Source organism: Streptomyces sp. CNB091, from assembly GCF_000377965.1.
Genome location: NZ_KB899004.1, coordinates 187,693 through 201,268, shown reverse-complemented (window position 1 = coordinate 201,268; position 13,576 = coordinate 187,693). Strand labels below are relative to the sequence as shown.

Annotated in this window: 11 protein-coding genes; 1 reads left to right on the top strand and 10 read right to left on the bottom strand. The window is 72.5% G+C overall.

Annotated elements, in window-relative coordinates; genetic code table 11:
• Positions 1 to 116: 116 nt before the first annotated feature.
• Both pruA and D581_RS0125850 read right to left on the bottom strand, forming a co-directional pair.
• Complete coding sequence (pruA, locus tag D581_RS0125855) at positions 117 to 1,748, bottom strand: L-glutamate gamma-semialdehyde dehydrogenase (RefSeq protein WP_018960087.1); 1,632 nt, start codon at positions 1,746 to 1,748, stop codon at positions 117 to 119.
• A 79-nt stretch (positions 1,749 to 1,827) separates the two neighbouring features.
• A complete protein-coding gene (locus D581_RS0125850) occupies positions 1,828 to 2,754 on the bottom strand; it encodes a proline dehydrogenase family protein (RefSeq protein WP_018960086.1) in 927 nt (308 codons plus the stop codon).
• A 191-nt stretch (positions 2,755 to 2,945) separates the two neighbouring features.
• On the opposite strand from D581_RS0125850, the gene D581_RS0125845 reads away from it, so the two are divergent.
• On the top strand, positions 2,946 to 4,094 hold the full coding sequence (locus D581_RS0125845; RefSeq protein WP_018960085.1) for a PucR family transcriptional regulator: 1,149 nt from the start codon (positions 2,946 to 2,948) through the stop codon (positions 4,092 to 4,094).
• A gap of 40 nt (positions 4,095 to 4,134) precedes the next feature.
• Here the strand turns inward: D581_RS0125845 and D581_RS0125840 are convergent, their stop codons facing one another.
• The 8 genes from D581_RS0125840 to serA all read right to left on the bottom strand — a co-directional run bounded on the left by D581_RS0125840 (position 4,135) and on the right by serA (position 13,374).
• Positions 4,135 to 4,494: an STAS domain-containing protein gene (locus tag D581_RS0125840; RefSeq protein ID WP_018960084.1), complete on the bottom strand. Its 360-nt coding sequence runs from the start codon at positions 4,492 to 4,494 to the stop codon at positions 4,135 to 4,137.
• Positions 4,491 to 5,759, bottom strand: a complete 1,269-nt coding sequence (locus D581_RS0125835; protein WP_018960083.1) for a PP2C family protein-serine/threonine phosphatase — start codon at positions 5,757 to 5,759, stop codon at positions 4,491 to 4,493. The genes D581_RS0125840 and D581_RS0125835 overlap by 4 nt, the downstream gene beginning before the upstream one ends.
• Positions 5,759 to 6,568: an alpha/beta fold hydrolase gene (locus D581_RS0125830; RefSeq protein ID WP_018960082.1), complete on the bottom strand. Its 810-nt coding sequence runs from the start codon at positions 6,566 to 6,568 to the stop codon at positions 5,759 to 5,761. Before D581_RS0125830 ends, D581_RS0125835 begins: the two co-directional genes overlap by 1 nt.
• Before the next feature lie 164 nt (positions 6,569 to 6,732).
• Positions 6,733 to 7,515 (bottom strand): isoprenyl transferase, encoded by a 783-nt coding sequence (locus D581_RS0125825; protein WP_018960081.1) that lies wholly within the window; start codon positions 7,513 to 7,515, stop codon positions 6,733 to 6,735.
• Between the two features lie 82 nt (positions 7,516 to 7,597).
• Complete coding sequence (locus D581_RS0125820; RefSeq protein WP_018960080.1) at positions 7,598 to 8,128, bottom strand: hypothetical protein; 531 nt, start codon at positions 8,126 to 8,128, stop codon at positions 7,598 to 7,600.
• Complete coding sequence (locus D581_RS0125815; protein WP_026290913.1) at positions 8,125 to 8,823, bottom strand: hypothetical protein; 699 nt, start codon at positions 8,821 to 8,823, stop codon at positions 8,125 to 8,127. The genes D581_RS0125820 and D581_RS0125815 overlap by 4 nt, the downstream gene beginning before the upstream one ends.
• Before the next feature lie 127 nt (positions 8,824 to 8,950).
• Positions 8,951 to 11,470 carry a Tox-REase-5 domain-containing protein gene (locus D581_RS0125810; protein ID WP_026290912.1) on the bottom strand — a complete coding sequence of 840 codons (2,520 nt, stop codon included), beginning with the start codon at positions 11,468 to 11,470 and terminating at the stop codon, positions 8,951 to 8,953.
• Positions 11,471 to 11,781: 311 nt separating this feature from the next.
• Positions 11,782 to 13,374 (bottom strand): phosphoglycerate dehydrogenase, encoded by a 1,593-nt coding sequence (gene serA / locus D581_RS0125805; protein WP_018960078.1) that lies wholly within the window; start codon positions 13,372 to 13,374, stop codon positions 11,782 to 11,784.
• Positions 13,375 to 13,576: the final 202 nt, after the last annotated feature.

Below are 13,576 nucleotides of genomic sequence, written 5' to 3'. Positions count from 1 at the left end.
TGGAAACCGCCCCCCGGCCGGCAGGGGGGCCGGTCGGGGGGCGGTGCTCTGGAGGGTCTTCCGTCGCCGGGAGACCCCGGGTCCGGGGCGTCGTGCTGCGGCGCCCCGGGAGGGCGTCAGCCCTGGTGGGGGTAGGTGTAGTCGGTCGGCGGGACCAGCGTCTCCTTGATGGCCCGGGTGAGGGTCCAGCGCTGGAGGTTCTGCGGGGCGCCCGCCTTGTCGCAGGTGCCGGAGGCACGGCCGCCGCCGAAGGGCTGCTGGCCGACGACGGCGCCGGTCGACTTGTCGTTGATGTAGAAGTTGCCCGCGGCGTAGCGGAGCTTGTCCATCGTGTACGCGGCCGCCGCGCGGTCGCCCGAGATGACCGAGCCGGTCAGCGCGTAGTCGGAGACCGACTCCATCTGCTCCAGCATGGCGTCGTACTTGTCGTCCTCGTAGACGTGGACCGCGAGGATCGGGCCGAAGTACTCGGTCGTGAAGACCTCGCTCTCGGCGTCGGAGCACTCGATGACGGTCGGACGGACGAAGTAGCCCACCGAGTCGTCGTAGGTGCCGCCCGCGACGACGGTGCACGCCGGATCGGACTTCGCACGGTCGATCGCGGCCTTGTTCTTGGCGAACGAACGCTCGTCGATGACGGCCCCGATGAAGTTCGTCAGGTCGGTGACGTCACCCATCGTGATCGAGTCGACCTCGGCCGCGAACTCCTCCTTGAAACCGGAGTTCCAGATGGAGGCCGGGACGTACGCCCGCGAGGACGCCGAGCACTTCTGGCCCTGGAACTCGAAAGAGCCGCGGGTCAGTGCGGTCTTCAGGACGGCGCGGTCGGCGCTGGGGTGCGCGACGACGAAGTCCTTGCCGCCGGTCTCGCCGACGAGCCGCGGGTAGGTGCGGTACTTGGCGATGTTGTTGCCGACCGTCTTCCACAGGTGCTGGAAGGTGGGGGTCGAGCCGGTGAAGTGGATGCCGGCCAGGTCGCGGTGGTTCAGCGCCACCTCGGAGACCGCGATGCCGTCGCCGGTGACCAGGTTGATGACGCCCTTGGGCAGCCCGGCCTCCTCCAGGAGCTGCATCAGCAGCACGGCGGCGTGGGTCTGCGTCGGGGACGGCTTCCACACCACGACGTTGCCCATGAGGGCGGGGGCGGTGGGGAGGTTGCCCGCGATGGCCGTGAAGTTGAACGGCGTGATCGCGTAGACGAAGCCCTCCAGCGGGCGGTGGTCCATGCGGTTCCACACACCCGGGGAGTTCGCCGGGGGCTGCTCGGCGAGGATCTGGCGCGCGTAGTGCACGTTGAAGCGCCAGAAGTCGATGAGCTCGCAGGGGGTGTCGATCTCGGCCTGCTGGGCGGTCTTGGACTGGCCGAGCATGGTGGAGGCGGCCAGCGTCTCGCGCCAGGGGCCGGCCAGCAGCTCCGCGGCGCGCAGGATGATCGCCGCGCGGTCGTCGAAGGCCATCGCGCGCCAGGCCGGAGCGGCGGCCAGGGCCGCGTCGATGGCGTCCTGGGCGTCCTGCTCGGTGGCGCCGGCGAAGGTGCCGATGACGGCCTGGTGGTTGTGCGGCTGTACGACGTCCACACGCTCGCCGCCGCCCATCCGCTTCTCGCCGCCGATGGTCATCGGCAGGTCGATCGGATTGTCGGCGAGCTCCTTGAGCTTCACCTCCAGGCGGGCGCGCTCCGGGGAGCCCGGGGCGTAGGAGTGAACCGGCTCGTTGACCGGCGCGGGGACCTGGGTGACGGCGTCCATGGTTGCCTTGTCTCCTTGGTGTCGGCGGGGATGGGTGGGTCGGCCGTGGCCGGTTCAGCCCCGGGTGGGGGCCGGGCGCTCAGCCCTTGGTGAGGATCGAGCGGCCGAAGAACAGCAGGTTGGCCGGCTTCTCCGCGAGGCGGCGCATGAAGTATCCGTACCAGTCGGTGCCGTACGCCGTGTAGACGCGCATCCGGTGGCCCTCGGCCGCGAGCCGGACGTGCTCGTCGCTGCGGATGCCGTACAGCATCTGGAACTCGTACTCATCCAGTTTGCGCCCGGCCTGGCGGCCCAGCTCCTGGGCGATGGCGATGAGACGGGGATCGTGGGACCCGATCATCGGGTAGCCCGCGCCCTCCATCAGGATCCGGGTGATGCGGACGTACGCCTTGTCGATCTCGGCCTTGTCCTGGTACGCGACGGAGGCGGGCTCCTTGTAGGCGCCCTTCACGATGCGTACGCGGCTGCCCGCGGCGGAGAGCCTGCGGGCGTCGTCCTCGGTGCGGAACAGGTAGGACTGGATGACGCAGCCGGTCTCCGGGTGGTCCTTCCGCAGCTCCTCGTGGATCGCGAACATCGAGTCGAGGGTGGTGTGGTCCTCGGCGTCCAGGGTGACCGTGGTGCCGATGGCGGCCGCCGCCTCGACGACCGGGCGCACGTTGGCGAGGGCCAGCTCGTGGCCGCCCTCCAGCGCTTGGCCGAACATGGACAGCTTGACGGACATCTCGGCGCGGGTGCCCAGGCCGAGGTCCTTCAGACGCCCGACGAGCTCCAGGTACGCGTCGCGGGCGGCCTCGGCCTGCGCGGGCGTGGTGATGTCCTCGCCGACGACGTCGAGCGTGACCTCCAGCCCCTTGTCCGCGGCGTCCTCCACGATCGGTACGACCTGGTCGACGGTCTCCCCGGCGATGAAGCGGTCGACGACCTGCTTGGTGCCGGGCGCGGCCGAGACGAACCGGCGCATCTTGTCGCTGCGTGATGCGGCGAGAATCACGGGACCCAGCACGGGGCACCTCCACGAATGTACGGACGAAGGGCCGTAACGGCACGAACATGAACGGACCGGTACGGCACGGATAACCACCGTGAAATCTAGGGACCGCTCCGATCCTGTGCCATCGACACCTGTCACGCATCCGTGGCCGCCATCTCAGACATCTGTCTGAAGAAGGGCGCGAAGGGGTGCAGAATGGCGGAGTGACAGGCGATTACCAGGAACTGGTCGACGAGATCTCGGCCCTCCTCGACGCCCCGGCCACCCTGGAGAACCGGGATTTCGGCCTGGTCGCCTTCGGAGCCCACGACAGCGACGACGACTCCGCGATGGACCCGGTCCGCACCCGGTCGATCCTGACCCGTCGCTCCACGCCCGCCGTGCGCGCCTGGTTCGAGGGGTTCGGCATCACCCGGGCGACCGGCCCCGTACGCATCCCCGCCGCCCCCGAGGCCGGGGTGTTCCGGGACCGCGTCTGCCTTCCCGTACGCCATCGAGGCGTCGTCCTCGGTTACGTCTGGCTGCTCGACGCCGACCCCGGCCCGGCCGACGAGCAGCTGGCCGCCGCGATGGAGGTCGCCGCCCGGATCGGGGCGCTGCTCTCCGACGAGGCACGGGCGGGCGCCGACCTGTCGCGGGAGTTCGGCGCGGTGCTCACGGCGGGCCCCGGCCGGCAGCGCGACACCGCCGTCGCCGCGCTGAGCGAGGCCCTGGGGCCGGACGCGGAGGGGCTGCACACGGTGGTCTGTGTGACCCCGTGGGGGGACGACACGCCCTCGGTACGGGGGGTGGGCTCGGCGGCCGCCCTGGCGACGGTCGCCGCGCCGGGGGGAGCCGGGCCGTCGTCGCTGGCCGCGCTCGTCCGGCTGCGCGCGCCGGACCGCCTCGATCCCGCCCTGAGCGCCGCGGACCGGTTGCGCACCGATGCCGGCCCGGCCGCCACCGGGGGGATCGCCACGCCGCGCCGGGGCCTGGACGAGCTGCCGGTCTCCTGGCGCGAGGCCACGGCGGCGGCCCGCGCGGCACGGGCCGAGACCCGCCTCGGCCCGGTCGCCCGGTGGTCGGCGATCGGCCCGTACCGTCTGCTGACCGCCCTCCCGGGCACCGGCGACGCCCCCGGGGACCCGGCGGTCGCCCCGCTGCTGACCTCGCCGCACCGGGAGCTGGCGCACACCGCCGAGGTGTTCCTGGACTGCGCGGGCCAGGCGGGCCGGACGGCCGCCGCGCTGGGCATCCACCGCCAGACGCTGTACTACCGCCTCTCCCGGATCCAGCAGATCACCGGCCTCGACCTGAACGACGGCGAGGACCGGCTGCTGCTGCACATGGCGGTGAAGCGGGCCCGGCTGTAGGGGGCCAGGGCCAGGATCGGCCGGGCCGTGCGACGGCGGGTCAGCCTGCCGGGGGTCGCCAGGCGGCTTCGGCGTCCTGGGCGGTCGGGAAGGTGGGGAAGACCTGGTCCAGGCCGACGATGCGGAAGATCCGGCTGACACGGTCGGGGACCGCGACCAGGACGATGCTCGCCTCGGCGGCGAGGGCGTGGTTGCGGGCGGCGATGAACACGGTGAGGCCGGTGGAGTCGCAGAAGGTGAGGGCGCCGAGGTCGAACACGAGCTGCTGGCCGGGGCTCAGGCCGAGAGCCGGCAGCGCGGCGCGGACCTCGGGTGTGGTGTGGTGGTCGAGGTCTCCGGTGAGTTCGATGACCGTACCGGCCGGGGTCGTGCGGGTGTTCATGGTCAGGTGCTTGGTCACTGCCGCTCTTCACTGGGGGGCCGGGGCACATGGATGGCCAGGATGGCGGTGTCGTCGTCGACGCCGGTGCCGAAGCTGTCGAGCAGGCCACGGACCGCGCTGACGGTGTCCGAGGCCGTGGTGGGGGCCAGGGCGCGGCCGAAGTCGAGAAAGGCGTCGTCGCCGTAGCGTTCTCCGTCACCGGCGGCGGCGTCGGTGTGCGCCTCGGTGAGGCCGTCGGTGTGCAGGAGGAGGGTGTCGCCGGGGGCGAGGTGGATGGTGGTGGTGGCGATGTGGGCGTTCGGCAGGACGCCGATGAGCTGTCCGCCGGGAGTGGGCAGGAAGTCGGCGGTGCCGTCGGCGCGCATCAGCAGGGCCGGGGGGTGGCCGCCGCTGGCCAGAGTGATCTGGAAGCCGCCGTGGAGGAGGTCCGGGGTGAGCAGGCCGAAGACGACGGTGCAGAACCGTGGGTCGGAGCCGTGGTACTCGTGGTTGAGGACCGTGTTGAGGTTGCCGAGGACGGCGACGGGGTCGGGGTCATAGACGGCCGCGGCGCGCAGGGTGTAGCGCGCCAGCGAGGTGACCGCCGCCGCGGCGGCTCCCTTGCCGCAGACATCGCCCAGGAACAGGCCCCAGGTACCGGCTGCCAGGGGGAAGAGGTCGTAGAAGTCGCCGCCGACCTCGTCGACGGAGGCAACGTGGTAGTACGCGGAGACGTCCAGGTCGGGCACGTTCGCCAGGACCGGCGGCAGCAGGCTCCTCTGCAGGGTCGTGGTCAGAGCCTGGAGGCGGTCGCGTTCCCGGTCGGCGGCCTGACGGGCGCGCAGCAGTTCGGTCTCGTATGCGCGACGGTCGCGGGCGTCGAAGACCGTGGTGCGGACCAGCAGCGGCTGTCCGTCGCTTCCCGTCTTGACCGTGGAGGTGACCAGGACCGGCAGTCGGGTGCCGTCGGCGGCCTTCATCTCCAGGGCGATGCCGCTGATCTCCCCCTGCATCCGCAGCATGGGGGCGAAGTGCGTCTCGTGGTAGAGCCGGCCGCCGACGGTGAGCAGGTCGGAGAAGTGCTTGCGGCCGACCAGGTCCTCGCGACGGTAGCCGAGCCAGTCCAGGAGGGTGGTGTTGGCCTTCGCGATCCGGCCGTCGAGCAGGGTGGAGAGGTAGCCGCAGGGCGCGTGCTCGTACAGGTCCTCGGCGCTGTCCTCCAGCAGCGCGGAGAACTGTGCCCGGTCGTCCACCGGCCCCTCGTCCCTCGTTCCACCGTGTTCCTCGTCGTCGGTCCTGCTCATCAAAGTGTGTCTCCCGCGAAGGCGGCGATCGCCGCGGCGGTCTCCTCGGGGGCGGCGAGCTGGGGGCAGTGCCCGGTGGCCTCCAACGTGACCAGCCGACTGCCCGGTATCCGTGCGTGCACGAAGGCGCCGACCTCGGGCGGGGCGATCGCGTCGCTGGAGCACTGGGCGACCAGGGTGGGCACAGTCACCTTGCCGAGGTCGGCGCGGTTGTCGGACAGGAACGTCACGCGGGCGAAAGCCCTGGCGATCTCCGGATCGGTACGGCAGAAACTGCTCGTGAGCTCCTCGCCCAACTGGGGGCGTTCCGGGTTCCCCATGATGACCGGGGCCATCGCACCCGACCAGCCCAGGTAGTTGGCGTCGAGCGACTCCAGGAGCTCGTCGATGTCCTCGGCGCTGAACCCGCCCCGGTAACCGGTGGCGGGGTCGTCGATGAAGCAGGGTGAGGGGGCCAGCAGCACGAGACCGGCGAACGCCTCGGGCTCCTTCGCGGCGGCCAGCACGCCCATCATCGCGCTCACCGAGTGCCCGACGAACACCACCGGGCCCAGCGCCAGCTCCCGGCACAGCTCCAGGAGGTCGGCGACGTACCCGTCCAGGGTCGAGTACCGCTCCGGGCTCCACGCCGACAGATCCGAGTTCCCCGAGCCGACGTGGTCGAAGAGGACCACGGTGAAGTGGCGCTCCAGCTCGGGCACCACGAGACGCCACATGTTCTGGTCGCACCCGAACCCGTGCGCGAGCATCACCACCGGCCCGTCGGCGCGGCCGCTCACCCTCACGTGGTTCCTGCTCAGCACGTCCATGCCGCACATCCTCGCAGACCGCCCCGAACCGCCCGGTCCGCTACCGCTGTGCGACGCCTCCCCCCTGCCCGTCAGGGCGGCCCGCCCCAAGGGGGTGCCGGGCGGGCCCGGCCGGCGGAGGGACCGGCGGGCCCGGCCGGAGGGGCGTCCGGAAGGCCGGTCCTTCACTTGCCGAAGCGGCGTTCCCGGTTCGCGTACGAGCGCAGCGCGCGCAGGAAGTCCACGTGCCGGAAGGCCGGCCAGTAGCAGTCCACCCAGTGCATCTCGGCGTAGGCGGACTGCCAGAGGAGGAAGCCGGACAGCCTCTGCTCCCCGGAGGTGCGGATGATGAAGTCGGTGTGGTCGGCGACGGGTGAGTACAGGTGCCGGGAGATGTCGTCGATGGCGAACCGGGCGGCCAGTTCGGCCGCGTCGCCGCCGGCCGCGATGTGCTCCTCGAAGGCGCTCTTCACGGCGTCGACGATCTCGCGCCGGCCGCCGTAGCCGACCGCCACGTCCACCTTGAGGCCGCCGCGCCCGGCCGTGGCTGCGGTGGCCTCCTTGAACACCCGGGCGCTGGCGCCGGGCAGCATGTCGAGCGAGCCGATCGCCCGGACCTCCCAGTCGCGGCCCTCGGCGGTGATGTCCCGGACGGTCTCCTCGATGACCTCGATCAGCGGGCCGAGCTCTTCGGCGGGGCGGCCCAGGTTGTCGTCGGAGAGCATGAAGAGGGTCACGTGCTCGATCCCGGCGGCCGTGCACCAGCCCAGGAACGTGGTGACCTTGGCGCCGCCCGCCCGGTAGCCCTCCCGGACGTCCGTGTGCCCGGCCTTCCGGGCCCAGCGCCGGTTGCCGTCGACCATGATTCCGACGTGCTGGGGGCGCGGCAGGCCCACCAGGGTGGCGGCGAGCCGACGCTCGTACACCGCTTCGATCGGCCGTCGGAGGAACAGGGGAAGCAGCTTCATGGACCCACTCCATCACAGGACCGCCCGTGCCGGAGGACCCCGCCGACGGTCCCGGGCGCCTCCGGCCCGTTCCGGCCGGTCCTCACAACGGGCTCTCCCCGTCGTCCGGTTCGGTGATCGGGCGGTCGCTGACCAGGGCGGCCAGCACCAGCGGCGCGTCGCCGTCGCTGTGCCCCACGGTCAGGGCGGCCCACCGGCCGTCGGGGGCGAGAGGCCCCCAGACCACCAGATCTCCGTACAGATCCGCGGTGAACAGCGCCTCGAACAAAGGCTCCACGGGCGTCCCGGCCTGCCACCGCAGCAGCGCCACGTGCAACCGCACCGGCCGGTGCGGGACCCAGTGGTCGTCCAACGCCCGTGCCAGCACCGCCAGATGGCCCTCGGCGGCTTCCACGGCTTCGTTCCACTCGGGGGCGTACACACCGGTGAGGGAGTGGCCCTCCCAGAGCGGCACGATCCGGAAGCCCTCCCCGACGGTGACCGTCCACTCGCCGGTGGCCGGGTCGCCCTCGGCGGCGGTGGGGCCGGCCGCCGGTACGGGGGCGGCGAGGAGCGCGGTCACCTCGGCCGCCGCGCGCTCGGCGTCGAACTCCTCGCCCGCGCGGGAGGTCACAGGACCGCCCGGTCCATCGGGCGGGGCAGCGGAGCCAACGCCCCCGCCTCGCGCAGCCGCTGGTACACCCGCACCACGCCCGCACTGTCGCCCGGGGCCGCGATGCTCAGCAACGCCCCGCCGCCGGGCAGAGGTTCGCGGACCACCTCCAGTCCTTCGGGGACGAGGGCGGCGCGGGCCGGGGAGAGGTAGCCGGCCCGGCCGACGACCGGGTCGCCGACGGAGTAGCCCGCGTCGTCCTCCAGCGCGTCCAGCACGTCGTCGTCGCTCACGTCGCCGAAGTCCGGTTCCCACACCCGGGCGACGAGCGACAGGAGCGCCTCCTCGGGGACCACGGCCTCGTCCGGGGCGTGGAGGATGATCGCGAGCGACTGGAGCAGGAACTCCGGCGCCCCGCCGGCCACTCCGCTGACCTCGGCCTCCCAGCCGCGCGCCCCGGTGCCGACGAGCCGCAGCCCGGTGCCGGTGAGGTCCGACCAGTCGGCCGCGCTCTGGGCGGCGCGGAGCGCGCCGAACAGGGCGTCCCCGTCGGGGGTGAACGCGGTGGCGGGGCCGTTCCCGTGGACCTGACTCCAGGCGTCGGCCGCCTGCGGGACCAGCTCGGCGAGCCCGTCGAGGGTCCGCAGCCAACGGTCGGCAAGCGCCTCGGCCGGCTCCGGCCGGGGACCCCAGAAGCCCCGCACTACACGTCGCATGCTCGTCTCTCCTCCGTCGGCCGGCCCACAGCGCGCGGTCCCCCGGCCGGACGGCGGCCGGGATCACCACGCGTGCAGGCTACAAGGCTCCCCCGGGACGAGGACGGCTTGCGTCCCGGCGCGCGGCCTACTCGTCGAACGCCCCCGGCTTCCTGGTGCTGTCGTTGGGCTTCGTCGGGCTGTGGACCACCTTGACCGGCAGCCCTTCGTCCCGGAACGCCTTGCGGGCGGCCTTGGCCACCTCCGGGTCGGAGAAGTGCCACTCCACGCTCCGGCCGCCGGACGCCTCCACCTGGGAGCGGGCCTCGGTGACGAACTTGTCCTTGCCCGAGGGGGTAAGGGCGCCGCTGTCGGACTGGGACAGATAGCTGTCGTAGCCGTTCTTGGCCTCCAGGAACGTCTGCCGGGAGGAGTCCCAGCCGTCGTACTCCACCGCCGGCTTACCCTCCCGGGGGTGCGGCACGACGTACTCCTGGCCCCGGTTGGTACCGGTCACCTGCTCCTGGTAGCGCAGCCAGGACTCGTTCTTCCAGTTGGGCGCGGGGTTGCGGTCCCGGCTCGCCCAGTAGCCGTCGCCCGCGTCGGCGTCCCCGAGCGTACGGTCCTTGAGGTCGTCGGCCCAGGACGGCGGGTTGTAGTTGCGCGGGTCGGAGGTGTCGTTGCGCTGCGCCTGCGGGTACTGCTTCTTGTCCACCTCCGCCTTTCGTGCCCGCTCGGGCTCCTCCAGCCTCTTCCGCTCCAGGTGGGCGGTCCGCTCGGCTGCCCGCGCCCGGGCGGCGGCAGCCTTGGCCGCCTCGTCGCACCCGCCGTCTCCGAGCACGATCCGGTCCGGGGAGCCGCCCGCCAGCACTCCGGTGCCGGCGCCCGGGACACCGGTGGCCCCGCCCTCGCCGTACCGCACGCGCGGCGGGCCCGAGGCGATGGCGCAGCCGGTGCGGCGGGCCGCGTCCTCGGCGGTGTCCGCCGCGTCGTCGGCCTCCTTCGCCGCCTTCCGCACGCCGTCGAGATCGCCGGCCTCCGCCGCCTTACGGGCCCTGCGGGCCGCCGCCCCCGCATCGTCCGCGGCCCTCGCCACGGCTCCGGCGGCCTTGCCCAGCGCACCGAGCTTGCCGACCTTGCCGACGACCTTCCCGACGTTGTAGCCGGGGATGAAGATCGAGCCGACGTTCCAGATCACGTCGGTGACGGCCCGGGTCTTCTCGCCGTTGTTCCAGCGCTCGCGGACCTCGTCCCCGACGAACACGTCGTCGCCGACCGTGACCACGGTGCCGACGGACGCCTTGCCCCAGTCCAGGAGCGCGCCCAGGTAGTCGCCGTCCGCCCACTTGTCGCCGGCGCCCGCGGAGTCCTTCGTCCACTGGTCGCCGAGCTGCCGGCCGTAGTCGGCCAGGCCCGACCAGGTCTCCGGCTTGAACAGGTCGATGATCCCGGTGATGTCGCCCCAGAGCCCGTCGACCACGAGGCCCTTGACGACCTGCGTCGTACGGTCCCAGGCGCAGCCGAAGAAGCCCCAGCCGCCGCAGTCCTCCTGCTCCTCGGCCTGCTCGCCGCCGCCCTCGCCCTCACCGTCGTCGGACGCCTGTACGTCGTGGGCGGCCTCGGGCTCCTCGTTGTCGTCGGGGAAGGTGTCCGCGCCGGTGCCGGGGCGGCCTGTGTCGTCGGGGCCTCCCGTGCCGCCGCCGGTCGTGGTCGAGCCCTCGGATCCGCCCGAGCCCTCGGTGCCTCCGGTGCCCTCGGTGCCGCCCGGGCCTCCGGTGGAGCCGGTGCCTCCCGTACCGCCGGTGGCGTCACCGCCGGTGGCCCCGTCCGTGGACCCTCCGGTGACGCCTCCCGTGGTCGTCGAACCGCCGTCGGCTCCCCCGTCCGTACCGCCGTCGGCCCCTCCGTCCGCGCTCCCCGACGTACCGCCGTCGGCCCCTGCGTCCGTACCTCCGTCGGCTCCCCCCTCCATACCGCCGCCCGTACCGCCGCCCGGGCCGTCGCCCGCCTCGACGGAGCCGCTGCCCGGGGAGACCGGGCAGGAGCTGCCGGTCAGCGAGCAGATCGCGGACTGGAGGCCCTCGGTGATCCGGCCGCCGAGGCCGCCCACGGTCAGGGCCCCGATCAGCGCGACGACGATCAGGACCAGGCCCAGGTACTCCAGGGCGGTCTGCCCCCGGTCCCGCTTCCAGGTGATCATGTGCGGGAGCGAGAACTTCGGCGGCTGTCCCCGTTCGCCGGGCGGCAGCCGGAACCACGCCCGGCTCCCCGCGCGGCTGATCAGGACGGTGATCAGGATCGGCAGGACCAGCTGGGTCAGCCCGTCCGGCGACCCGCCCCCGAGGTTGGCGAGGCCCCCGAGGATCAGCCACACCTGTACGGCGACGATGCCCCACCGCACACGCGCGCCGCCGGTCCTGACGTGCCGGGCCAGCAGCGCCGCGAGCACCCCGGGCGCGGAGGCGTACAGCAGGATGCCGAGCACCTCGGCGCCCATCGCGTCCGCGGCGAGGGCCGAGCCGGAGAGGCCGACCGCCCCCAGCACCGTCGCCCCGAACAGCACGAGGAGCAGCACGCGGACCAGGACGAGCGGGCGCGGGAGTTCACGCCGCGGGGCGGCGGCCGGAGCAGGGCCTCCCGCTACGGGTATGCCACCGACAGCAGACATACGTGATCCGACCCCCGGCGCCCATGAGTGACATGACAACCGGTCACCCTAGGGGCGGGGACCCGCTCACGTCGTGGGCCCCAGGACCCAACCCCGGGCCCACCCGGAGGGGTTGACCGGGCCGCGGAAAGCGACGTACCCGGCGGCGGGGCCGCTGGTACGGAACGAGCGGGCCTGCTACCGGGTACGGAGCGGGGTCGTGCGGCTGTGCGCCCGCGTCGGCCGGTGAGCCTCATCGACGCTTCCGCGTCAGCCGGTGAGGCTCACCAACGTGTCCGCGTCAGCCGGTGAGGCTCACCAACGTGTCCGCGTCAGTCGGTGAGGTTCACCGAGCGGGCCGAGGACGCGCCGATCTCCTCGGCGATCTCGGTCAGCACCGGCTGGGGGACGGTGTCGTCGACGGTGAGGACGACGAGCGCCTCGCCGCCCACGGCGGCCCGGGACACCTGCATGCCCGCGATGTTCAGCCCGGCCTCGCCGAGGATCTTGCCGACCGCGCCCACCACACCGGGACGGTCCTGGTAGCGCAGGACGACCATGTGGTCGGCGAGCGCCAGATCGACGTCGTGCTCACCGATGGCGACGATCTTCTGGAGGTTCTTCGGGCCGGCCAGCGTGCCGGAGACCGCGACCTCCTGGCCGTCGGAGAGCGTGCCGCGCACGGTGACCACGTTGCGGTGGTCGGGCGACTCGGAGCTGGTGGTGAGGCGGACCTCCACACCGCGCTCCTGTGCGAACAGCGGGGCGTTCACATAGGAGACGGTCTCGTCGACGACGTCCTCGAAGACGCCCTTGAGCGCGGAGAGCTCCAGCACCTTGACGTCGTGCTGGGTGATCTCGCCGTACACCTCGACGTCGAGCCGGGCCGCGACCTCGCCCGCGAGCGCGGTGAAGATCCGGCCGAGCTTCTCGGCGAGCGGCAGGCCGGGGCGTACGTCCTCGGCGATGACGCCGCCCTGGACGTTGACCGCGTCCGGGACCAGCTCGCCGGCCAGGGCGAGGCGGACGGACTTGGCGACCGCGATGCCCGCCTTCTCCTGCGCCTCGTCGGTGGAGGCGCCGAGGTGCGGGGTGCAGACGACCTGGTCGAACTGGAACAGCGGGGAGTCCGTGCAGGGCTCCTTCGCGTACACGTCGAGGCCGGCGCCCGCGACGCGGCCCTCCTTCAGCGCGGAGGCCAGGGCCTCCTCGTCGACGATCCCGCCGCGCGCGGCGTTGACGATGCGGACCGAGGGCTTCACCTTGTGCAGCGCCTCGTCACCGATGAGACCGAGGGTCTCGGGGGTCTTGGGCAGGTGCACCGTGATGAAGTCCGCGACCTCCAGCAGCTCGTCCAGGCTGAGGAGCTTGACGCCCATCTGCGCGGCGCGGGCCGGCTGGACGTAGGGGTCGTAGGCGACGATCTTCATGCCGAAGGCCGACATGCGCTGGGCCACCAGGACGCCGATGCGGCCGAGGCCGACGACGCCGAGGACCTTCTCGCTGAGCTCGACCCCGGTGTACTTGGAGCGCTTCCACTCACCGTTCTTGAGCGCGGTGTTGGCCTGCGGGATGTTGCGCGCGGTGGCTACCAGCAGACCGCAGGCCAGCTCGGCCGCGGTGACGATGTTGGAGGTGGGGGCGTTGACGACCATCACGCCGGCCTTGGTGGCCGAGGAGACGTCGACGTTGTCAAGACCGACGCCGGCGCGGGCCACGACCCGGAGCTTCTTGGCGGCGGCGATGGCCTCGGCGTCGACCTTGGTGGCGGAGCGCACCAGGATGGCGTCGACGTCGACGATCGCGGGGAGAAGCTCGGCGCGGTCCGCGCCGTTGCAGTGCCGGATCTCGAAATCCGGACCCAGGGCGTCGACCGTTGCGGGCGACAGCTCTTCAGCGATGAGTACGACAGGTTTCGAGCTCACGTGAGTCCTCACAAGTCCAGTGCGGACGGCCGTCCCGACGGCCGCAGGCGGTGGAGGGGCTAGCCGCGTGGAGACGCACGACACTGTGGGCCCTGACGCGTGTATCTGTGGAGAAGTGTAGTCATGCGACGCGCCTCGTACCGCGCCCCGGTGGAAGGATCACCCGCACGAGGGTGGACGTGGTGTACACCCGTACGGAAGT

Excerpts from the sequence above, each read along its gene's own strand:
- pruA (WP_018960087.1), bottom strand. The coding sequence starts at position 1,748 with ATGGACGCCGTCACCCAGGTCCCCGCGCCGGTCAACGAGCCGGTTCAC.
- D581_RS0125815 (WP_026290913.1), bottom strand. The coding sequence starts at position 8,823 with ATGCGACGTGTAGTGCGGGGCTTCTGGGGTCCCCGGCCGGAGCCGGCC.
- D581_RS0125825 (WP_018960081.1), bottom strand. The coding sequence starts at position 7,515 with ATGAAGCTGCTTCCCCTGTTCCTCCGACGGCCGATCGAAGCGGTGTAC.
- D581_RS0125810 (WP_026290912.1), bottom strand. The coding sequence starts at position 11,470 with ATGTCTGCTGTCGGTGGCATACCCGTAGCGGGAGGCCCTGCTCCGGCC.
- D581_RS0125830 (WP_018960082.1), bottom strand. The coding sequence starts at position 6,568 with ATGGACGTGCTGAGCAGGAACCACGTGAGGGTGAGCGGCCGCGCCGAC.
- D581_RS0125835 (WP_018960083.1), bottom strand. The coding sequence starts at position 5,759 with ATGAGCAGGACCGACGACGAGGAACACGGTGGAACGAGGGACGAGGGG.